Source organism: Paraburkholderia bannensis (assembly GCF_014200455.1).
GTDB classification, from domain to species: Bacteria; Pseudomonadota; Gammaproteobacteria; order Burkholderiales; family Burkholderiaceae; genus Paraburkholderia; species Paraburkholderia bannensis_A.
In genome coordinates, this window is sequence record NZ_JACHBW010000016.1 from 44,065 (window position 1) to 65,877 (window position 21,813).

Genomic DNA, 21,813 nt, shown 5'->3' on the forward strand with positions numbered 1-21,813 from the left:
CGCTTCCCGCGTCGTAACGGAGCCGCCTTTGGGCGGCTCTTCTCATTTCTGAAAGGAAACGTATGGCCGCCACCAATATCAAGGCACTGCGGGAGCGTCGTGACGCCACCGCAAAAAACCTCAACGCGCTGCTCGAAAACAACGGCGGCGACAAGTGGGGAACCGAGCAGCAAAAGATCTACGACGACGGCATGGCCGAAATCGAGCGCATCACCGCGGAGATCCAGCGTCATGAGGCGCTGATCCAGCAGGTTGCTGCGAACGCACTGAACGGCGACACGACCGAATACGCTTCGGGCCACGTGCGCAACGGTGGCCAGAGCGACGAGTCGCGCGCGCTGCGCGCCTATCTGTCGGGCGGCATCGCAGCGCTGGCCCCCGAAGACATCCAGCGCATGCGTGGCCGCATGACCCCGGATGTCGCGAACGCGATGCGCTTTTCGCCCCATGCGGCGATGTCGACGACGACGGGCTCCGAAGGCGGCTACACGGTCGCGACGGAGTACTACTCGCAGCTCACGCAGGCGATGAAAGCGTTCGGCGGCATCCTGGGCGTCGCGACGGAGTTCACGAGCGGCACCGGCGCGGATATGAACTTCCCGGCCGCAGACGCGACGGCGGAAATCGGCGAAATCGTTGGCCAGAATGCGGCCGTCGGCGCTGGCGATACGACGTTCCAGAACCTGTCGATGGCTGTCTACAAGTATTCGTCGAAAAAGATCGCCGTGCCGTTCGAACTGCTGCAGGACAGCATGTTCGATATCGAAGGCTACATCAATGGTCTGCTCGCGCTACGCATCGGTCGCATCAGCGCGCTGCATTTCACGAAGGGCACGGGCAACGGTCAGCCGATGGGCCTCGTAACGGCTGCCCAGGTCGGCAAGGCCGGCGCTGCGGGTTCGGCGACGACCGTGGGCTACGACGATCTGGTCGATCTGGAGCACAGCGTTGATCCGGCCTATCGGAGCGGCGCACGCGTCGGCTTCATGATGCACGACGATTCGCTGAAGGTCGTTCGCAAGATCAAGGATGCCCAGGGCCGCCCGATCTTCGTGCCGGGCTACGAGCAGGGCAATCCTGGCGGCGCGCCGGATCGTCTGCTCAACCGTCCGATCACGATCTCGCAGGAAATGGACCCGATGGCAGCGAACGCGAAGTCGATTGCGTTCGGTGACCTGTCGAAGTATCTGATCCGTCGCGTGATGGATCTGACGCTGTTCCGCATGGCCGACTCGAACTTCATCACGTTAGGCCAGATCGGCTTCATCGCCTTCAACCGCCAGGGCGGCAACCTGATCGACATCGGCGGCGCCGTCAAGACGTACCAGAACGGCGCTGCAGCCTAACTACGGCTGCAGTACCTGGGCGGCTTCGGTCGCCCGCGTTTAAACCCTACAGCATGGAGGTTTCGATGGACCCGAACGGACTGGGCGGCGATGCGCCGCAGGATGGACAGCAGGGCGATGCGACTGGGCAGGACGGGGCGCAGAAGCAGCCCGATGCGTCGCAGGGCGGCACGCCGCCCGACGATACGAACACGGGTGATCCGAAAAGCGATCCGACGGCGGCTGTAGCGCCGACGTCGGCCACGACGGCGCCCACGCCGCCGGCAAGACGCCAGTCCGTGCAGGCGCGTGTGCTGCTGAAATGCGAGCACGGCAAGCCGAACGACGTTGTCGAGCTGACTGGCACGGCAGCGCGCGCGGCAGAACGCGCCGGGCAGGTCTGCACGCATCCGGATTCGGTTGCGTACGCGCTGAAACTCAAGCGCTAGGGAGGCGGGATGGCAGCGAAGGTGACGGTGGGGCCCAGCGAAGAGGCGATCTCGCTCGAAGAGGCGCAGTTCCACGTTAAGGCGGATGCCGATCCCGACAACGACACGATTCTGAAACGGGCAATCGTGACGGCGCGGCAACGCGCCGAGCACGAGCTCGGCAGGCCGCTTCTGCCCCAGACGTGCGAAAAGCGCTTCGAAAGCTTTGAGCGCCGCATGTATCTGTGGGAGGACGTGACGAAAATCGTGTCGATCGAATACGTCGACGACGCTGGTGCTGATGCATCGCTTGGGCCGATGGATTTCTATCTGTCCGGCGCGTCGACTGCGCGCATTCTCGCTTCGTTGCCAGCGGCGCGCGAGGTGACGATCACGTTTGAATGCGGCGCGTTCGAATCCGACACCGTGCCCGAGTCGGTCATCGAGTGGATGCTTCTGCAGGTCGGCGCGATCAGCGAAAACCGCTCGAGCGTCGACAGTGTGCAGACGTACGAGTTGCCCGGCCGCTTCACGGATGGGCTGCTCGACCGTTATCGCTTCCTTTCGGTGTAGCCATGCGAATCGGAAAACTGAACCGCCGCGTGTCGCTGCAGCAGCGCGGCACGCAGCGAGACGCAGCGGGCCAGCCCGTGGCGTCCTGGAGCGAGATCGCGCGACCGTGGGCGGATATTCGCTACCTCAACGGCAAGGAATATGCGACCTCCGGAACGATTGTCAGCGGCGCGACCGCGAGCGTGCGGATTCGTTATCGAACTGACGTGACAGCCAGCATGCGTGTCGTATGCGGCGCGACGATTTTCAACATCCTCGCGGTGCTGCCCGACGAGGAAGGGCGTGACCACCTCGATCTCGCCTGCAACACAGGGGTCAATGATGGCTGATCAAATTGCAACACCGTGGTCGCCTGCGGGCCGTGCACTCGTCGAACTGCTGACGCAGTGGTTTCCGGATGTTCGGGGCGCGTATAGCGTGGACATTCATCTGTGCGTCGACGAGCCGATCCGGCTGACGGTGCAGCGCCACGCGACGGAAGCGCCCGACTGCGATCCCACGCGGGAGCAGATTACCGATGTAGCACAGCGGTTTGTGCTTTGTGAGGTGGAGAGCGACGCCGATGCCAGCGAAAACGACCGGCTTCGCTGAATTTGCGGCGATGCTGCGCCAGCTGCCCGCGGAGATCGGCGAAGCGCCGTTGCGGTCTGCGGCCGTGGCCGGTGGAACTATCTTTCGTGACGAGGCAGCGGCCCGTGCGCCGGACGGCGAAACGGGCAACCTGAAGCGCGCGCTGTACCTCAAGTTCATCGAGGAGCGCTCGAGCGCGACGCGAAAGGTCTATTACGTCAGCATCCGGCGCGGCACGAAGGACAAGGGCAGCAAACGCGGCGCGAATGACGTGGCGTACTACGGCCACATGGTCGAGTTCGGGCACTGGTATGTGCCGCCCAAGCCGAAGGGCGTGCGCTGGAAAGAGCATCGCGCGCAACACATCGGCAAAAAGTGGGTGCCGGCGAATCCGTTCCTGCGCCCGGCCTTCGAGGCGCGCCGCAGGGATGTCATCGACGCGATGCGCGAACGCCTGAAGCAAAGGCTGCTGGAGATTTTCAAGGGGTGACAGCGTGCTCGAAATTGCATTGTGCGCAGCGCTCGACGCGCTTGCAGATGGCCGTGTCTTTCCCGACACGGCGCCCGAGGGCGTGCAGCGTCCGTTTATCACGTTCCAGGCCGTAGGCGGTCAGTCGAATGTGGTGATGGCCGGTCCGGGCGAGGCGCGAAACGCGCGTGTGCAGATCAACGTGTGGGCGAATACCCGCCTCGGCGCTGGCGCGCTGATGGAGCGTGTGCGGGCAACCGTCTGCGACCGCACGAAGGCCGGTTCGCTCAACGGCACGCCGATTGGTGAGCCTGACTGGCTGCACGAGGACGATACCGACTGGTACGGCTCGCGCATGGATTTTTCGCTCTGGTACTCGCTGCAGCCGAACGCATGACGCTGTAGTGATGGGCTGGTTGTCTTATGTGCCTGCAATTCGCAGGCTTTCTATTAGGAGTGCATATGGCTGACGTAGTTGACGCAACCATCGCGCAGTACACGCCCACGCAGGGCATGCAGCTCCAGGTGTCGACGACGTCGTCGACGAACCTGGCGGACGAAACGCTAGCGTTCGCGGATCTCGCGGTTACGGTCAAGCAGCCGCAATACCAGGGTGCTGCGTCGTCGAAGATCGACGTGACGACGGTCGGTTCCAAGGCGAAGGAATACGCCCTTGGTCTGAGCGACCCGGGCACGTTCGCGATGTCGGGAAACTGGAAGACGAGCGATGCGGCGCAACAGGCTCTGATTACCGCGCACGCGGACAAGAAGCCGCGCATCTTCAAGACGACGTTTCCCGACAACTCGTCTTTCGTTTTTGCGGGCCTCGTCGATCAGTACACGTGGTCGGCTGACGTCGACAACGTCGTCACGGGCACCTTCAACGTGCAGGTCACGGGCTCGGTACTGATCAACCAGCCGCCTGCCCAGGGAGGTAACTAAGCATGAGCGCAACTGAACTGCGCGCCGCGCTGCTCGCGGCTAACGGTGGTTTTCGTCAGGAGCCGATCGCGCTGGGCGCGCTCGCGGCGGTCGTTCGCGAGCCGTCGGCTGACGACTGGCAGTTTGCGGGCGTCAAGGCGCGCGAATGGCTTGGCCTCGCTCCGGAAGCCGACCAGGCCGCCGTAATCGAGGCGGCGAAGGGTGACGCTGGCCGCGGCCTCGACGCAGCGTTTGTCGTGCGCGTGCTTTTCGACAAGAGCGGCGCACCGGTGTTTTCCGACGTCGATGCGGATGCGCTGCGCGCACAGTGGGGGCCGGAATACGCGCGAGTCGTATCGCGTGCCTTGCAACTGGCAAATCTCGATTCGCGCACGCCGCTGGCTGACGCAAAAAACGGCTTGCCCGAGACCCAGGCCGCCAGTTCCTGATCGCGCTGGCACTGCGTTTCGGGCGCACGCCTGACGAGCTCGCGCGCACGCTGACGGCGCGTGAGTTCGTCGAGCTGCAGGCGTTCGATCAGGCGTCGCCGGTCGCTGACTGGCGATCCGACTTCAACGCTGCGTCGATCGTCACGGCGATCTATCGGGCCGCCGGTGCGCGCGCGGTCAAGATCGCCGATTGCATGCCGCCGTGGAAGTTTGGGAACGAGCCCGATAAGGAAGTCGCGCAGAAGACCTCCGCCTTGGGCGCCTTCAAGTCGTTTCTGTTGTCGAAGGTAGGAAAAAATGAGCGATGAGGTCGGCAAGGCAGTACTAAGTGTCGAAGCTGACGTCGACAAGCTTGACGTCAGCCTGCGGCAGGGCGCGGCGTCCGTCGAGCAGTTCGAGCGTACGGCGAAGCAATCTGCCGGCGCTGCTGCTGATTCGATCTCGGCGATCGGCGATTCCGCTGGCGAAGCTGCGACGAAGGTGAGCGTCGGCGGCCAGCGGATTCTGGCGTCGCTGGAGCGGGAGGTCATTCAGACGACGCAGGGCAAGATAGCTTGGCTCGAGTATCGCGCCGCGAGGGCCGGCGTAGGCGACGAAGCCGCGCCGTTGATCGCGCAGTTGCGAGCGGCCGAAGCAGCTGCGGCAGCGCAGGCGGCTGCTTTTGGATCGGCGAGTGTGGCGTCGGCGCAGTTCGCCGAATCGGAAGAGCAGGCCTCGGAGCGCATTCGCGCAATGGTCACGCGCTCGCGCGAGCAGGTCGAGGCGATGAACGCTGTCGCGGACTCGGCCCAGCGGGCGGCGGCCAGCGTTGGCAGTGTAGGCGTTGGCACTGGCACCGCTGGCAAGTCGCGGCTTGCATCTGAGTTCGTGCCCGGGCCTGCGGCGACACAGACGGTGAGCAAGATGGCCGCGGCCGACGTGGCAGCGTTGCTCACGCAGATCGATCCCGCAGCGAAGAGGCTGGACGCGCTGGACGAGGCCGAAGAGAGACTGCGGTCGGCCTTCAAGTCCGGCGCAGTGGATGCCCAGACCTACAACGGCGCGCTCTCTAAGATCGGGTCGCAGCGCGAGGCTATCGCCAAGGTAAGCGAGGCTGGGCAAAAGGGCTCGTCGGTAATGTCGAGCCTCGCACGCAACAGTCACGGCGCGAGCGCCGAGCTGATGGTGCTCGGCCGTGAGGCCGCGAGCGGCAACTTTCACCGCATGGGCAGTTCGCTGAGCATCCTCGCGCAGCAGGCCGGGCTGGTGCAGCTTGCGTTCACGCCGATGGGCGCGGCGGTGCTCGGTGTGACGGGTGCGCTCGCGCTCGGCGCGGCCGGCTTCGTGAGCTACGAAAGCAAGGTCACATCCGCGAACCAGGCGATCATCGCCTCGGGCAACTATGCGGGCGTGACGGCGGGATCGCTGCTGCAGATGGCAGACAGGATCGGCATCGCGACCGGGCGAGCTGGTGACGCCGCCACGATCCTCACGCGCTTGGCCGGCACGGGCAAGATTTCGTCGAATGCGCTGTCCAATGTCGGCGAAGCCGCGCTGGACATGGCGCAGGTGACCGGCGAAAACGCCGACAAGATGGCGGATTACTTCGCCAAAATCGGCGACGGTGCGGGCAAGTTCGCTGGTGAAGTGCTCGACAAATATGGGCTGATCAGCGCGGCCACGTATGAGCGCGTTGCTGAGCTCGAGCAGCAGGGCGCGGCAGAGCAGGCGCAGGACGTTCTGGCTGAAGCGCTGAAGAACGCGTCGCAGCATCGCCTGGCTGAGTTGCAGAGCAGTCTCGGTAAGGTGCAAACCGCATGGGAGGACGCGCGGCACGCGGCAAGCACGGCGTGGCAATCCTTTTCGCAGGGCGTGGCTGGCGCGGCTGGTGCGTTGACGCCCGAGCAGGAGCTCGACGAGCGGCAGAAGTGGAAGGCTGGGCAGCTCGACTCGACTAACCTCGGGATCAGTTTCCACGACGCGATATCGGGCGACGGCAACGATGATCGAATCGCGCAACTGCAGCAGATCATCGAGAAAAACAAAGAGATCGCTCAGCAGCGCAGCCTCGACACTGAGGATGCGCGAGCGGGGAAAACGGCGTACACCGAGCTCGCGGCGGCAGCGAAGGCGGCGGAAACGCCCGCCGAGAAACTGCACGATGCGCAGCAAAAAATCATCAAGGATTGGGATGCGCTGTCCCGCACCAACCCGGACAGCAACTTTCTGAAGACGCACACGCTGCAGGGGTTGCTGGATGCGACAGCGGCGGCGCACGCGAAGAAAGGCCCGGATGAGGGGCAAAACGTCATCAACGGGCAGTTGCGTTCCTATGACGATGACTATCGTGCGCGTGAGGACGCGCTCAAGACGTCGCTGACGCACGTTGAAAGTTTGCGTTCGCAAGGCCTGATTTCGCTGGAGTCGAGCCTTCAGCAGGCGCACGACCTCAGGCAGGCGGCGCTGGATGACGAGCTGGCGATTACGCAGAAGGCCGAAGAGGTAGCTGCGGGCAAAAAGCAGCTCTCGGCGCTGCAGAAGTATCAGGATCAGGAGAAAAAGATCCGGCAGGCGATGGTCGATAACGACCAGAAAACTGCCGACGATATCGCGACCGCTTACACCAAGCAGCAAGCCGCGGTCGAAGCCTATACGCAGGCGCTGCGCGTTCAGCTGGCCGCGCAGCAGAACGCTGTGGATATCGAGGTCAACGCGGTCTCGCAAGGCAGCGATCAGTCGTCGCTTGCGAAGCAGATCAACCAGATCCAGCAGCAGTACGCGGAGAAGTCGCGGCAGCTCGCGCAGCAACTGGGCAAGCCGAACGGCATCAGCCAGGAGCAGTACGACGAGCAGCTCGCGCAGTTGCAGAAGTGGCAGTCGTCAGCGGTTGGAATCGTGACGAACGGCCACGAGGCGATGCTCGCTGCCGAGGGGAACTGGGCGAACGGTGCGAACCGTGCGCTCGAGGACTACGAGGCGAAGGCGGCCGACGTGGCGGGCCAGACTGCCGACGTCTTCACGAGTGCATTTTCCGGCATGGAGGACGCGCTCGTGCAGTTTACGTCGACGGGCAAGCTGAATTTTTCCAGCCTCGCAACGTCGATTCTCGCCGACATCGCGCGCATCGAGATCCGTGCGCTGGCATCGAACATCCTTGGCGGAAGCGGTCTCGGATCGTTGATCTCGGGCTTCATGGGGTCGTCCGGCACGTCTACATCGGCGCTCTCGGGCGTCACTTCGCTGTTCGGCGCGAGCTCGGCGGCAAGCTACACGTCGTCGGTCACGCCGTACGTATTTCACCTCGCCAGCGGCGGTCCGGTCTACGGGCCAGGGACGTCCACGTCGGACTCCATTCCCGCAATGCTGTCCGATGGCGAGGGGGTGCTCAGCGCGCGCGGTATGGCTGCGCTCGGAGGCGTGCAGGTGTTGAACCGCCTTAACGAAGGCCGCGCGCTTGGGGGCTGGCAGCACTTCGCGACGGGCGGCGCGGTCGGCAGCGCGCAATCGGTCGATGTCCCGCAGTCGGGGTCCGGGCCACAGTTCAACCTCTCTTTCGGCGGGAAGCAGGGCGACAGCGTGTCGGACGCCGACATCATCGAGTTGCAGAAGATGCTTGATGGCTGGTGGGAGCAGAAGTTCGCTAGGCGGATGAAGGGCCAGGGTGGTGCTGCTTGGCGGCAGAAATACGGGAGCGTGGGCTAATGGCTGATGTATTTGAGTGGGACCCCACTGTCGCGAACTTCTCTGGTACCGATACGGCGACCGTGCGTAAGGCGCAGTTCGGTGACGGCTACGCGCAGCGCGCGCCGGATGGGCTGAACAACGTTGCGGGGTCGTTCGATCTGCAGTTCATCGGCGACGCCGCGAAGATCACTGCGATTCGAGCGTTCCTCATCGCGCACGGCGGCGCAACGTCCTTCCTCTGGACGCCACCTCTCGAAGCTGCACCTCTGCTTTTCACCTGCGCGACATGGAGTCGCCCGTCGAAAGACGGCGACATCTACACCATGACCGCAACGTTCGAACAAACCTTCGCACCGTAACAACATATGACCGCACTTCAGAAAGTAAATCTCGGGACGGCTCCGGCTGGCACCGATGGGGATCCCGTGCGCGCGGCTTTCGCGAAGGTGAATTCCAATATCGACGTGCTCGGCGCGCAAGCTGCGCTGACCTCGGCCACCCAGATCACTGCCGCCCAAGGGCTCACTGTGAATCACATCGGCAAGCGCGTGCACATCAATCTTGCCAATGCGGGCACGATCAACCTGCCTGCGCTTAGCGCGGTGACGGATCAAGACGACGTCTTGCTTCTGCGTAATCTGGGCTCGACGGTAGTGACGCTCGCTGCAGCGGCTGGTACGAATGACTGGGTGGGGCTATCTAAGCTCAACCCCGGCGAATCCGCGCTGATGGATGCATTCGGTGGTGCGTGGAACGTGCTCATGCGCGGGCGTTCACGTCTCGACAACGAAATCGTCAACGGTACGCTGACCATCGGTGGCGGCATCGCGGGCAACTTGCCTGTCAGTGGGAAGCTGAATGCTGTCAATGGTACGAACCTCCTGCTCAACGGTTCCGGAGAATTCGGTCTGATTGGAGGTTGGCAGAGCGGATTTCTCGGCGCAGTAAGCAGCGGGACAGCAGAAGGGACCTACCTGTCGAATACTGCTGCCTTGACCGCGGCTTCGTATGCTGGATCGAATCCCATTCCGATGGCCGGCGGTGTAGTGCTCACTGTTTCCGGTGAGATATATGCTGGTGGAGTGGGCTCCGGCAGTGCGTGGTTTCGCATTGTGTTCCTCAACTCTTCTGGCGGCGTGATCACCGTTTCTCCGGGCGTTGCAGCTACACCAGGCGCTGGCTGGACGTTTGGCAGTTACACCGCCACAACTCCCACCGGGACTGCCAGTGTGTATGTTCAGTTGGGGGTTGAGGCAGGAGCCAATGGCGTCACGGTGGCGGCCGGTGGAGTCGCATGGCGCCGCATGAAGCTCGAAAAAAATTCGGCTCCGTCGCTCTATTCGCAGGAGGCGAGTGTTGCTTATCTGCAGGGTGCACCTGCGTTTTCGGGGCGTCCGACATTCGCAGGTAACACCCCTTGGGACAGCGGCAACATTCCGGGATCTTCTTCGGGCGGTGTGTTTAAGTTCACGAATCGCCCGAATTTCGGAGCGGCTACACCGTGGGATTCAGCGAATTTGCCGCGTGCGAACTATGTCGGCACGAACGGGGCGAACGTCCTCAGTATCTGGTGGGACCCAGCCAATACAGGTGTTCGCTTCGGTATCGATAGCACGATCAATTCGCTGGTGATGGGCGTTTCGAACACGTTTCATCTTACGTGGGCGAACTCTGCCGTTGGCCTGTATGTGGACTCGACGTCACTGGGAAATATCACCACGAGCTCGGACTATCGTGCAAAGAAGAACGTCAAGAATCTGAAAATTCGGGCGTCTGACACCGTCAAGGCTCTGCGCCCGGTTTCGTATGAATGGCGCAAGTTCAGCATCTTCCGTCCCGACGGCAAGCGTCACCTCGGCTTCATCGCGCACGAGTTGCAAGAGGTTATTCCGAGCGCGGTGTGTGGTGAGAAGGATGCCGTCGATGAAAACGGCAAACCCCAGATCCAGAGCCTGAACTGGGCACCGATCGTTGCGGTTCTGACGTCAGCGTTGCAGGAGGCATTTGCCCGTATCGAAGCGCTGGAGGCACGTGCATGACGATCACAGCAGACATTCAGCAGCTTGAGCCGGGAAACATCGTCCAACTTTTCGAGGTCGACTGCACGGCGATCGGTGGCGACATGCTGCGTTTTCATGGCCATTTGCAATCCTCGTCAATCTGGTGGCAGGGCAACGAATACAAGCCCTGGCCCATTCAGGCGACAGGATTCATGCGCACCACGGACGCGCAGCAGCCCACGCCCACGCTCACCGTAGGCGACATCGGCGGCACGATCTCGGCGATCTGCGTCTTTCTCGATGACATGGTGGGCGCGACCGTGCGCCGCCGGCGCACGCTCAAGCGCTACCTCGATGCAGTTAATTTCCCGAACGGTAACCTGACGGCTGACCCGACGGCAGAAATGCTCTCGGAAATCTGGCGCGTCGAACAGAAGAGCAACGAGCAGCCAGGTCTGCAAGTCGCGTTTGCGCTTTCGACGCCGCTCGACTTCGGCGGACAGCAGTTGCCCGCGCGCCAGATCGTGAGCATCTGCCAGTTGAAGTATCGAGGTCCGATCTGCGGCTATACCGGCAGTGCGTATTTCGACGCAAATGACCAGCCCGTGAGCGATCCTGCGCTCGATCGATGCAGTTTCCGCACGAGCGGATGTGAATGCCGCTTTGGAATCAACAATCCGCTGCCATTCGGCGGATTTCTCAGTGACACGCTCTCCTGAATGAATGAAACGACGAAGGCCGCGATCGCCGCACACGCGATCGCGGAATACCCGCGCGAGTGCGTCGGGTTGGTGGCGCTCGTCCAGGGCCAGGAAACGTACACGCCGTGCGTGAACTGGGCGGCCACGCCGACGGAGCAGTTCGTGCTGGCCGCGGAGGATTACGCGCGCGCCGAGGACGCTGGCGAGATCGTAGCGATCGTGCACTCACATCCGGGTGGCCGGGCGCATCCGAGCGCCGCAGACAAGGCAATGTGTGAGGCCAGCGGGATAGCGCGCTGGGTTATCGCATCGGTGGGCGTACAGGCCAACGGCTCGATCGATGTCGACGAGTGGTGCGAATTCGGGCCGACCGGCTTCATTGCGCCGCTCGTGGGGCGTCCGTTCGTCCACGGCGTGCACGACTGCTATTCGATCGTCAGGGACTGGTATCGGCTGGAGCGCGACGTCGTGCTGCCCGATTTCGAGCGCCGCGACGAATGGTGGGCTGACGGCAAATCATCGCTCTATCTCGATAACTACCGCGCTGCGGGGTTCGTCGAGGTGGGGCCGGGCGCAGCACTAGAAATCGGCGACGTCCTGCTAATGCAGATCCGCAGCCAAAACGACGTGCCGAATCACGCGGGCATCTACATCGGCGACGGCCAGTTCCTTCACCACATGCACGGGCAGCTCTCACGCCGCGCTGTGTGGGGTGGCATGTGGCTTCAATCGCTGCGCATGGTGCTGCGCTATGAGGGTGAGCACGATGAATGACCAGCTTCGAGAGATTCAGCTTTATGGCGTCGCAGGCACGCGTTATGGCCGCACGCATCGCCTCGCGGTGCGCTCGCCACGCGAAGCGATTCGCGCCCTGTGCGCCGTCGTGCCTGGCTTCAAACAGTTCCTCGCCGCGTCGCGCCGCATGGGCCTGACGTTCGCGGTGTTCATCGGGAAGAGCAACCTTGCGAAAGACCAGCTCGACTACCCGGCCGGGCGCGAGCCGATCCGTATCGCGCCGGTGCTGGTCGGCAGCAAGCGAGGCGGTCTCTTTCAGACGATCCTGGGTGTGGCGCTGGTTGCGGTGGGCGTTTTCACGCAAATGCCGACGCTGATCGGCCTGGGTGCGTCGATGGCGCTAGGCGGCGTTGTGCAGATGCTCAGCCCGCAGACGAGCGGCTTGGCCGGGGTTGTCAACAACGGTACTTCCTACTACTTCAACGGGCCTGTGAACAGCGCGGCGCAGGGGGAGCCTGTGCCGCTTGTGTACGGGCGGATGTTAGTGGGTTCGAAGGTTATCAGTTCCGGAATTTATGCAGAGGACCAGACCTGATATGCGGATTTCTGGAGCAAAGGGCAGTAGTGGCGCCACGGCGACGGAATCGCCGGATAGCCTGCACTCGATCGCCTACGCCAAGGTACTCGACCTTATCTCGGAGGGGCCGATCGTCGGGCTGGTGAATGGGCTGCAATCCGTGTTTCTGGACGGCACGCCTATCCTCAACAGTGACGGCTCGGCCAACTTTTCGAACTACTCGGTCGACACGCGCCTTGGGACGATTGATCAGGAGTATCTGCCGGGCTTCCCCGCGGTCGAAAACGAGACGGCGATCGGTGTGGCGCTCACGAGCGACGCGCCTTGGGTGCGCCAGGTCGAAAACACGCAGCTCACTGCGGTGCGCATCCGGTTCGGCGTCCCCGCGCTTCAGCAGCAGAACACCTCGACCGGAGACGTCACGGGCTACGTTGTGCAGTACGCGATCGACGTCGCGGTCGATGGTGGTTCATATTCGCAGGTGCTGACGGGCGCGTTCGACGGCAAGACGACATCGCTCTACGAGCGCAGCGTGCGCATCGATCTGCCGACAGCGGAAACTGGCTGGCTGGTGCGCGTGCGCCGCCTCACTGCAAACGCGCACACCAACTCCATTCAGGACACGGTCAACGTCGAGGCGATCACCGAGATCATCGATCGCAAGCTGCGCTATCCAATGAGCGCGCTGGTCGGCATGTCGTTCGACGCGCGCTCGTTCAGTTCGGTGCCGACGCGCTCGTACGATGTCAAGGGCCTCATCATCAGCGTGCCGTCGAACTACGATCCCGAGCAGCGGACGTATTCGGGCACGTGGGATGGCACGTTCAAGCAGGCGTGGACGAACAACCCGGCGTGGGTGCTTTATGACCTCGTGACGAATGACCGCTACGGCGGCGGCCGCTTCGTAGATGCATCGTCGCTCGACAAGTGGACGCTCTATGAGATCGCGCAGTATTGCGATGTCATGGTTTCGGACGGCAAAGGCGGCACCGAGCCGCGCTTCACGTGCAACTGTGTGATCCAGTCGCAATCGGATGCGTTCAAGGTGCTTCAGGATCTCGCCGGCGTGTTTCGCGGCAATGCGTACTGGGGTGCTGGCACGGTGCTGGTGACGGCGGATATGCCGTCCGATCCTGTCTACGTCTATACGCAGGCGAACGTGGTCGGCGGGCAGTTCTCGTACGTCGGCTCGGAGCGCAAGACGCGCTACACCGCCGCGCAGATCAGCTGGAACGACCCGGCCAACCAGTATCAGCAGGCCGTGGAGTATGTGGCCGACGATGACGGCCTCGCGCGCTATGGTGTGGTGAAGGCGCAGATCACGGCCTTTGGCACGACGTCGCAAGGCCAGGCGCACCGCCTTGGGCTATGGACGCTGCTCACGAGCCGCTACGAGACGAACACGGTATCGTTTCAGGTGGGGCTCGACGGCACGCTGTCGGCCCCCGGCGAAGTAATTGCGGTCGCGGACGCGAACAAGGCGGGGCGGCAGACGGGCGGGCGCGTGCGCTCGATGAATGGCGCAACGGTGGTGCTCGATCGCTCGCCCACGGCTGCGGCAGGCGACTTGCTCACGGTGATCATGCCGACAGGCATCGCGCAGAAGCGCACGGTGCAGGCCGTCAACGGCAATACGATCAAGGTGACGGAGGCGTTCGACCAAAACGCAGTGGTCGGCGCAGTATGGATGCTCGAAAGTGCTGACCTCGCCGCGCAGCTCTTTCGAGTCGTCAGCATTGAGGAAAGCGACGACGACGGCCAGATCACGTACACGATCAACGCCACGCAGTACGAGCCCGGCAAGTATGATGCGATCGACAACGGCGCGCAGATTCAGGTGCGGCCGGTCACGATCATTCCGCCGTCCGTGCAGCCACCGCCGACGAACGTGCGGCTCTCGACGTATTCCTACATCGATCAGGGCATTTCCAAGACGAACATGGTGATCGCGTGGGACTCGGCGTCGAGCGCAGTGAATTACGTACCGGAATGGAGAAAGGACAACGGCGACTGGGTGCCGGCCAACCAGACCGGCGGCCTGCAGGTGGAAGTCGCAGGCATCTATCAGGGCACGTATCTCGCGCGCGTGCGCGCCGAGAATGCGATGGGTGTGCTGTCGATCCCGGCGTATGGCACCGACACCGTGCTGACCGGCAAGACGAGCCCGCCGCCGGCGCTGGCGTCTCTGAAGACCACGACGCAGGTGTTCGCCATCCAGCTCGACTGGACGTTTCCTGCGGACGGCTCGGCGAACGACACGCAGTATGTCGACGTCTGGTACAGCAAGACGAATGACCGCAGCACCGCGACGCGCCTGTCGCTTTATCCGTATCCGCAGGCGCGCGCGATGCTGCAGGGTTTGGCGGCGGGCCAGTCGTTCTTCTTCTGGGCGCGGCTCACGGACACGTCGGGCAACATCGGGCCATGGTATCCGAGCGGCGCGGGCGTGAATGGCCAGAGCAGCAGTGATTCGACGCAGATCCTGTCGTATCTCACCGGTCAGATCACGAAGCAGCAGCTCGGGCAGGATGTGCTGTCGCCGATCAATGCGATCCCCGGCATCCAGCAGGGCGTCAGCGACAACGCGTCGGCGATTTCGAAAGAGACAAGCGACCGCATCGCGGCGGTTACGGGTGAGGCCACCGCGCGCGCGAAAGCGATCTCTGACGAGGCGACTGCGCGCGGCGCCGCGATTACGAGCGAACAGCAGGCACGGCAGGATGCCGACTCGTCGCTCAGCACGCGCATCGACACCGTCACCGCAGCGAACGGCACAAACGCCGCGGCTATCCAGACGGAAACGAAGGCGCGTACGGACGCCGACACTGCGCTTGGGCAGCGTATCGATACCGTGGTGGCCACGGCGGGCGCGAACACGACGGCAATCAGCCAGGAGGTGACGGCACGCACAAACGCTGATTCCGCTCTTGGCCAGCGTATCGACGCGGTGACCGCGACGAGCAACGGCAACACCACGGCGATCACGCAGGAGGCGACGGCCCGCGCGAGCGCCGACACAGCGCTGGGGCAACGCATCGATTCGGTCACGGCGACGACCAACGGCAACGCGACGGCCATCACTCAGGAGCAAACGGCCCGGGCCAACGCAGACACTGCGTTGGGCCAGCGTATCGACGCGGTCACCGCGACTGCGAACGGAAACACGACCGCGATCACGAACGAATCGACCGCTCGGGCCAACGCTGATTCGGCGCTTGGCACGCAGATCAGTGCGCTGTCGGCGCAGATCAACGTGCCGATGGCGGGCGATAACGGGGGCTACGCGGGCGCGACGACGGTCTACGCAGGTGTGTGGTCGGAGCAGTCGGCGCGGGCTGAAGCGGATCTGGCGCTGGCACAAAAGACGGACACCGTTGCGGCCCAGATGCAAAGCACGATCAACGGCGTTTCGGCGGTGTTGAGCGCGGCGGTGCAAACCGAGACGCAGGCGCGGATCGATGCGGACAGCGCGCAGGCATCGCAGATCACCACGGTGCAGGCGCAAGCCAATGCAAACGCTGCAGCTGTGCAGACGGTTGCGCAGTCGTATGCGGATCTTACCGGGCGCGTTGCTGCGTCGTACACGATCAAGACGCAGGTCACAAGCGGCGGTCGCACGTATATCGCCAGCATCGGCGTGGGCGTAGACAACAGCAGCGGCGTGGTGGAGTCGTCAGTACTCGTGGCGGCGCAGCGCTTCGCGATCCTCGACAACACCGGGTCGACCGTGCAGTCGCCGTTCATCGTTCAGGGCGGTCAGGTGTTCTTGGCGCAGGCATTCATCGGCACAGGCTGGATCCAGAGCGCAAACATCGCCGACGTCATCCAGTCGACGGCTGTTGGCGCGAACGGACAGCCGCGCTGGAAGCTCGACAAGAATGGAACGCTGACGCTCAACGGCGCGAACACCGGCAGCGGCTATCTGACGCTGACGGATTCGACGCTGCTCGTCTACGACAACAACAACGTGCTGCGCGTGCGTTTGGGGCTTTGGTGATGAGTGCTGGACTTCAGATCTGGGACGCGAACGGAAACATCGTTTTAGATGCTACGTATCGCGTCATGCGAATCATCGGTGTGCAATCGATCGGTAACGGGGTCGGCGGCAGCGTAGTCGATGACGCTTTCGTGCAAGGCGGGTGGGTTTCGTTTCAGCCTAGCGTGATGATCGGCGAGGGATATCTCTCCGGTGGCGTCATCGTCCCGCGTTTCTCGATCTCGGGGAACACTCTCACGTGGTCCTACGCAGCGAAGAATAACGGGACGTATGACATTTACCAGAATGGCATTCTGTACTACGGGGCATTTTGATGACGGCTGGTTTTCAGGCGTGGACTGATAGTGGCCTGGTCCAGATTGATGGAATGCGGCAAACGTACGCACTGCGGCAGACATTGAACGTAACGACTGGCGCCGGCACGATGAACGCCGGCAAGTCGAATGCTGGCGTGCAATACACGTTTAACGCGAATGTTGCCACGTTCTCGTTCAGTGCCAGCCAGCCGTTGATCGCGCTCTACAGTCCGAACGCGTACGTTGCGATCCTGCGTTGCGTAAGCAGTAATGGTTCATGGACCGTGCAGATCTGGTCCAACGTCGCGGCGGCTGTCACGGTCTACATTTTCGATCAGGCGCTGGCTGCAGTACCGTCCGGAGCGGGTTTCGGAATGCAGGTTTTCAACGCGAATGGTGAGCTTGTTGCCGATGCGCGCCAGCGCCTCGCCCGCGTGCTCGACACGCAGAGCGGCAACATCATGGGCGCGGGCCCGGGCTGGGGGCAGTGGAACCAGGTGGATTCGCGCTCAGCTTCATGGACGTATCCAGGCGCTTCGAAGGTAGGGGTCGCTGCGCTCGGCACAGCTTTCGTTTTTAGCCCTACGGGCGGCGGGATTAACAGCAGTGGTTGGTACAACATCGGCGGCTTCCAGACATCGGGGGCGACAGTCAATTTTCTCTATCAGTATTACCAGGTGGGTTCGACATTTCACCCGGGAAACAATACCTGCTTCGGATCGCAGTATGACTGGCGATTCATGGCAATCGATCTGAGCAATATCTAACTGGAGAAAGACACAATGGCAATTCAGAAGGATTACGAAACACCGTCGACGGGCGCAATCGCGAGTTATCACGTGGCCGGCATGGTGACGCTCGATGCGTTTTCCAATGCGACGATGGTGATGATGTATTCGTTTTTGAGCGCGGACGCACGCGCTGCAGGTAAGGCGGCAATGTATACGCAGCAGATCCAGGTAACAGGTTTGCCGCCCGATGGCGTCGGCGCATTTGCTTACGCCGAGCAACAGCTCATCGTTGCGCCGTCGAATGACGACACAACTGCATTGAACCCTGCGCGTAGCGTCTTCGTGGGCGGCGAAATTGTCGTCTGAGCGCGCACAACACAGAAAGCAACGCCGCCCCTGAGGCGGCTTATTTTTTCCGGGGGATGGATGCGTATCAGTCCAACTGAGGCCGCTAGCTACGCGGGTAGTGGTATCGCTGTTGGTTCGTCGCTGACGCTCACCGACATCGGTGTGATCGTCGGTATCGCGACAGCGACCCTGACGTTCGGGCTCAACGCGTATTTCATGTGGCGCAAGGATCAGCGCGAACAGCGCGAATCGGACGCGCGACTGCACGAAATGGAGGAGCACGGTGGCTAGTGGATCGAAGAAAACACTTGTGGGTGTTGTGGGGGCCGCTGCTGCGGCCCTTTTGCTTTCCGTCATCCCGAAGTTCGAGGGGACGGTTCTCGTCGCAAGGCCCGACCCGATCGGCATCGTGACCGCGTGCAACGGCGACACGAAGGACGTCACGCTCGGGCAGCGCTTCACGCCTGAAGAGTGCAGCGTGCGCCTCGAGCAGCGGTTGATTGAGCATGCCGAGCCTGTGCTGAAGTGTACGCCTGGGTTGCGCGGGCACCCGAACCAGCTCGCAGCCGCGGTGAGCTTTGCCTACAACATCGGCGCGAGCGCTTACTGCGGCAGCTCGACGGCGCGCCGGTTCAATGCGGGCAACTGGCGCGCAGCGTGCCGCGCAATCAATGAATCGGACGGCGGGCGTCCGCAGTGGGTGTACGCCGGCGGCCGGACGCTGCCTGGTCTGGTGACCCGACGTGCGGAAGAGCGTGCCATGTGCGAGCGGGGGTTGTGATGTTGAGGACGCTAATTCCCTACCTGATCGCCGCGCTGCTCGGTGCGGCCGCCGGTGCCGAAGTGATGCACCTGATCGGCGCGCGCCAGCTGGCCGCCGAGCAGGCCGCGCGCGCGAAGGACAACGAGCAGCACACCAGCGACATGCTGGCCGTGTCGCGTGCGGCGCTGAATGGCGAGAACCGCGCGATCGACGCGCACAACCAGGCCGCTTCGGCGGTCGCTGCGGCGGATGCCGCGACCACGAAGGAGAAAGAGGCTCATGAAGCTGATAACCGTAACTACCGCAGCGCTCTCGCTGCTGGCACTGAGCGCGTGCGCGTCGCAGTGCGCAACTGTGCTGCAGCCGGTGGCAACGCCGGCGCCGGATCTTCCAGCGCCGCCGGCATGGGCGATGGTGGCGCCGCCGTCGCAGACCTCGACCCAGCGGTTGCTGAGCGCGTTTTCGGGGTCGCTGGAGACGACCAGCACGAAATCGACAAAGTGAAGGCGCTGCAGGCGTACGTATGCGCCGTCAGGCCTAAGACGCCAGGTTGTTCGTAGGCAATTCGTAATCACGTGTAAACTTTTGGGGCGGCTTGAGAGGGCCGCGCCAACAACACCTAGAACCGGGGAACAAGAATGAAAAAGACGCTTGTGACGGCCTGTCTCTTTGCAGTTGGTCTGGCCGCATGTGGGGGTGGCGGTGGGAGCAGTGGCAGTGACAGCGCGCAGCCTGTGGCGAAGTCGCTGAATATCTCGATGTACGGCAAGCCGATCGTGTCGACGTCGTCGACCGCCGTTGCTCATGCCCAGTTCAGCCTGATCTCGGCAGCTGTTGCCGCCGACGCGCCGAACGCCGCATCGGATGCGCAGACGACGGTGAAGTCGCTCACTGACGCGCTGGCCGAACGCGGCGTGACGGCCAACGTCACGACGCAGGTAATGGATGGCACGGCGCTGCACCAGATCGTGACGACGGAATACAACGGCAAATCGCCGACGCCCGACCAGTTCAAGACTGATCCCGGTGAGTGGCTTATCGTCAATTTCCAGCTCGACGACATGGTGACGCCGTCGACTGACTCCGCACAGCAGGCGGCGATGACGCAATTCGCTGCCGATCTGCTGGTGTTCTCGCAGTGGGCTGCCGTAGCTGGAAAGGCTGTGTTCGTGGTCGCGCCGACGCTTACTTGCGATACGCAGTATTCGGCGGCGTCGGGTTTGCGGTGGGCGCTCGACGAGGCTTTCCGGAATGGCGCACCTATCCGCTTTATCGGATCGGTGCCTACCGGCTTCGGCTTCGACTCGAGCGGCAAGCCGGTTCCGAATGTCGGTACCGATCTGTCGCACTATGGTGCCGACTGCCGATCGCCTGACTCGTATCTGCAGAACGCGCTGCTAGATTCGATCGCCGATGAGGTCGCAGCGGCCTACAAGCAATCGGCCGACACCAGCGCGGCGAGCGCCGTAACTGCTGGATCGACTCCGGCAGCCTCGCAGTAGCGCGCATAAAGAACCGTTAGCTCGTTCGGGCTAACGGTTCATCTTCTCTTCTTCACGACGTTCAATTATCCCGTCAACCACGGCTTTATGACGTCTTGGCATCAGCATCGTCTTCAGATGTTTGATGAAGCTATGAAGAGCTTACCTCCGGCGCAAGCGCGATGATGGAACGCCACTGTTCGAACAGTGCCCCTCTTTGATATGCAGTCGTGTTTCGGATAGTTCCTGGTACTTTCTCGATCAACTGTCGGTCTTCCAACCGCCCGAGGATCCGCTTCATTTTGTAGTCGGCATCAACATAACAGAGTTCGCGGGCTTGCTTGTTTCTAATGCTTGGATGATCTTGTAGATACTCAAGGATCAACTGCTCGTGCGAAGCTAACCGCTCATGCCGCACGGTCACCAAGACGGAGTTCTCCTTGTTCGTGATGATCGGCTCTTTAAGCCCCAACTTGCGCATCGCATCGAATGCGGTATTGAGACCTTCACCGACATCTTGATTCGGCGGGTCGGGGAATTTGTTAAGCAGGCGCACGAGGCTGCCGTTGCGGGCAAACCGTTCATCCAGAATGTTCGCGGTCGTTATATGGGCAGCGAGTGGGCCAGGACTTTCGACCTCTACGCGGTTATCGAACACTCGGATATGTACGTCATCGGCGAGGCTATAGTCACGGTGGATTAAGGCGTTTGTAACAATTTCATGAATCGCCTCGGAGGGGTATTGAATATCCTCTAGGCCAATTGAGCCCAAAGTCTTGGCCTGCTGGACCACTTTGATCGTCTCAGCTACGGCGCCTCTAATCTGGGTATTGATTGGCCCCTCGACCGTTACCGGGAGAAAAGCGAGCGTGTCGCGGCTTCCTTGTTGATCCGAGGTTTTGTAGCGGTAAATCTTTACGCCGCAACGCTTCGGCATCAGCGCTTGCGGTTGTTCGGCGAATAAAAGTACGCCGCACACCGTCGGGCGTCCACCTACGAGGAGTTGTTGCTTCTTCAGCCAGCCTTCGGGATCTGCCTGCGGAACGACTTCGAGCATGAAACGAATGACCTCTTCGGAATTAGTAATCTCCTCGGGGTCAACGTTAACGATCTCAGTCTCGAATGATGCTATGCCTTTTGAGTACTCCAGCCTACGGATTTCCTCGGGGGCCGTAAGTTTATGCTTAGCTGCGCCGCGCCTGACATAGATGTTCCCATTCGACGCTCGCATGATCTGTGAGGTCTTCTTTATCGCAACCTGTAGGACTAGTCCCTCAAAGCCGTTGCATTCGAGAAAGTTGTACTCGAAGCTTTGCCCAAGAGGAAATAGCTTTTCGAAGATCTGAAGGTGCCCGTTTGCAGCTTCCGGATCTTTGAAACCTCTCCATTGCCGCTGCCCATCGGTCGGATCATCAATGCCGATGTATAGCTCACCACCGTCTGCATTTGCAAAAGCGCAGATCGTTTCTGTCAATTTTGCCGGTTGTATCTCAATAGCTTTAATGTCTGCGTAGTGGCTTTCGCGCGTCGCAATGATTTTCTGCGCGTTATGAGCGGGGACAGAGAAAATTTCAATGGCCATCTTTGAACAGGAGCGTGCGGGTTGTTTTTCGAGCGAAGCGGATCGATCATACCCGCTTCGCTGGCCGACACATAGCTTCTGGCTGCATGCGATGTCGAGATAAACACACGCTGCAGTTCATTCGCCTTACGGACCTAAATGTTTTAGGGCGCGTAGCGCGGCAAAGAGACAGTCACGATAGATTACGCCAAATTTACGCCAAAT

The 21,813-nt window shown here is 62.0% G+C and carries 25 protein-coding genes; 24 read left to right on the forward strand and 1 reads right to left on the reverse strand.

Annotation, left to right across the window (positions count from 1 at the left end; translation table 11 throughout):
• Positions 1-62 precede the first annotated feature (62 nt).
• The 24 genes from F4827_RS24810 to F4827_RS24925 all read left to right on the forward strand — a co-directional run bounded on the left by F4827_RS24810 (position 63) and on the right by F4827_RS24925 (position 20,048).
• Positions 63-1,346 carry a phage major capsid protein gene (locus tag F4827_RS24810; protein WP_183727759.1) on the forward strand — a complete coding sequence of 428 codons (1,284 nt, stop codon included), beginning with the start codon at positions 63-65 and terminating at the stop codon, positions 1,344-1,346.
• 65 nt (positions 1,347-1,411) lie between these two features.
• Complete coding sequence (locus F4827_RS24815) at positions 1,412-1,774, forward strand: hypothetical protein (protein WP_183727761.1); 363 nt, start codon at positions 1,412-1,414, stop codon at positions 1,772-1,774.
• Between the two features lie 9 nt (positions 1,775-1,783).
• A complete protein-coding gene (locus F4827_RS24820; RefSeq protein WP_183727763.1) occupies positions 1,784-2,326 on the forward strand; it encodes a head-tail connector protein in 543 nt (180 codons plus the stop codon).
• Between the two features lie 29 nt (positions 2,327-2,355).
• On the forward strand, positions 2,356-2,655 hold the full coding sequence (locus tag F4827_RS24825; protein ID WP_311674277.1) for a phage head closure protein: 300 nt from the start codon (positions 2,356-2,358) through the stop codon (positions 2,653-2,655).
• On the forward strand, positions 2,609-2,917 hold the full coding sequence (locus tag F4827_RS24830) for a hypothetical protein (protein WP_183728081.1): 309 nt from the start codon (positions 2,609-2,611) through the stop codon (positions 2,915-2,917). The genes F4827_RS24825 and F4827_RS24830 overlap by 47 nt, the downstream gene beginning before the upstream one ends.
• On the forward strand, positions 2,889-3,386 hold the full coding sequence (locus F4827_RS24835; RefSeq protein WP_183727767.1) for an HK97-gp10 family putative phage morphogenesis protein: 498 nt from the start codon (positions 2,889-2,891) through the stop codon (positions 3,384-3,386). Before F4827_RS24830 ends, F4827_RS24835 begins: the two co-directional genes overlap by 29 nt.
• 4 nt (positions 3,387-3,390) lie before the next feature.
• The gene (locus tag F4827_RS24840) at positions 3,391-3,762 is read left to right on the forward strand and encodes a DUF3168 domain-containing protein (RefSeq protein WP_183727769.1); all 372 of its coding nucleotides are present in this window, start codon (positions 3,391-3,393) and stop codon (positions 3,760-3,762) included.
• A gap of 65 nt (positions 3,763-3,827) precedes the next feature.
• Positions 3,828-4,307 (forward strand): phage tail tube protein, encoded by a 480-nt coding sequence (locus F4827_RS24845; RefSeq protein WP_183727771.1) that lies wholly within the window; start codon positions 3,828-3,830, stop codon positions 4,305-4,307.
• 2 nt (positions 4,308-4,309) lie between these two features.
• Positions 4,310-4,735, forward strand: a complete 426-nt coding sequence (locus F4827_RS24850) for a phage tail assembly chaperone (RefSeq protein WP_183727773.1) — start codon at positions 4,310-4,312, stop codon at positions 4,733-4,735.
• 74 nt (positions 4,736-4,809) lie between these two features.
• Positions 4,810-5,043, forward strand: a complete 234-nt coding sequence (locus F4827_RS36025; protein WP_409258853.1) for a DUF4035 domain-containing protein — start codon at positions 4,810-4,812, stop codon at positions 5,041-5,043.
• Positions 5,033-8,416: a phage tail tape measure protein gene (locus F4827_RS24860; protein ID WP_183727775.1), complete on the forward strand. Its 3,384-nt coding sequence runs from the start codon at positions 5,033-5,035 to the stop codon at positions 8,414-8,416. Before F4827_RS36025 ends, F4827_RS24860 begins: the two co-directional genes overlap by 11 nt.
• Positions 8,416-8,757 carry a phage tail protein gene (locus F4827_RS24865; protein WP_183727777.1) on the forward strand — a complete coding sequence of 114 codons (342 nt, stop codon included), beginning with the start codon at positions 8,416-8,418 and terminating at the stop codon, positions 8,755-8,757. The genes F4827_RS24860 and F4827_RS24865 overlap by 1 nt, the downstream gene beginning before the upstream one ends.
• 6 nt (positions 8,758-8,763) lie before the next feature.
• Positions 8,764-10,437: a tail fiber domain-containing protein gene (locus F4827_RS24870; protein ID WP_183727779.1), complete on the forward strand. Its 1,674-nt coding sequence runs from the start codon at positions 8,764-8,766 to the stop codon at positions 10,435-10,437.
• Positions 10,434-11,117: a phage minor tail protein L gene (locus tag F4827_RS24875; protein ID WP_183727782.1), complete on the forward strand. Its 684-nt coding sequence runs from the start codon at positions 10,434-10,436 to the stop codon at positions 11,115-11,117. The genes F4827_RS24870 and F4827_RS24875 overlap by 4 nt, the downstream gene beginning before the upstream one ends.
• Positions 11,118-11,873, forward strand: a complete 756-nt coding sequence (locus F4827_RS24880; protein ID WP_183727784.1) for a C40 family peptidase — start codon at positions 11,118-11,120, stop codon at positions 11,871-11,873.
• Positions 11,866-12,429, forward strand: coding sequence for a tail assembly protein (locus F4827_RS24885; RefSeq protein ID WP_183727786.1), 564 nt, complete (start codon positions 11,866-11,868; stop codon positions 12,427-12,429). The genes F4827_RS24880 and F4827_RS24885 overlap by 8 nt, the downstream gene beginning before the upstream one ends.
• 1 nt (position 12,430) lies before the next feature.
• Positions 12,431-16,408, forward strand: a complete 3,978-nt coding sequence (locus F4827_RS24890) for a phage tail protein (RefSeq protein ID WP_183727789.1) — start codon at positions 12,431-12,433, stop codon at positions 16,406-16,408.
• Positions 16,408-16,722, forward strand: a complete 315-nt coding sequence (locus F4827_RS24895) for a hypothetical protein (RefSeq protein ID WP_183727791.1) — start codon at positions 16,408-16,410, stop codon at positions 16,720-16,722. Before F4827_RS24890 ends, F4827_RS24895 begins: the two co-directional genes overlap by 1 nt.
• Positions 16,723-16,832: 110 nt before the next feature.
• A complete protein-coding gene (locus F4827_RS24900) occupies positions 16,833-17,471 on the forward strand; it encodes a hypothetical protein (protein ID WP_183727793.1) in 639 nt (212 codons plus the stop codon).
• An 81-nt stretch (positions 17,472-17,552) separates the two neighbouring features.
• Positions 17,553-17,801 (forward strand): hypothetical protein, encoded by a 249-nt coding sequence (locus F4827_RS24905; RefSeq protein ID WP_221303808.1) that lies wholly within the window; start codon positions 17,553-17,555, stop codon positions 17,799-17,801.
• Positions 17,802-17,861: 60 nt separating this feature from the next.
• Positions 17,862-18,074, forward strand: a complete 213-nt coding sequence (locus F4827_RS24910) for an HP1 family phage holin (RefSeq protein WP_183727797.1) — start codon at positions 17,862-17,864, stop codon at positions 18,072-18,074.
• Positions 18,067-18,564, forward strand: a complete 498-nt coding sequence (locus tag F4827_RS24915) for a lysozyme (RefSeq protein WP_183727799.1) — start codon at positions 18,067-18,069, stop codon at positions 18,562-18,564. The genes F4827_RS24910 and F4827_RS24915 overlap by 8 nt, the downstream gene beginning before the upstream one ends.
• Before the next feature lie 65 nt (positions 18,565-18,629).
• Positions 18,630-19,106, forward strand: a complete 477-nt coding sequence (locus F4827_RS24920) for a lysis system i-spanin subunit Rz (protein ID WP_409258850.1) — start codon at positions 18,630-18,632, stop codon at positions 19,104-19,106.
• Positions 19,107-19,184: 78 nt separating this feature from the next.
• On the forward strand, positions 19,185-20,048 hold the full coding sequence (locus F4827_RS24925) for a hypothetical protein (RefSeq protein ID WP_183727803.1): 864 nt from the start codon (positions 19,185-19,187) through the stop codon (positions 20,046-20,048).
• A gap of 130 nt (positions 20,049-20,178) precedes the next feature.
• Here F4827_RS24925 and F4827_RS24930 read toward each other — a convergent pair whose 3' ends face one another.
• Entirely contained in the window at positions 20,179-21,609 is a 1,431-nt protein-coding gene (locus F4827_RS24930; protein WP_183727805.1) for an ATP-binding protein, read from the reverse strand.
• Between the last annotated feature and the right edge of the window lie 204 nt (positions 21,610-21,813).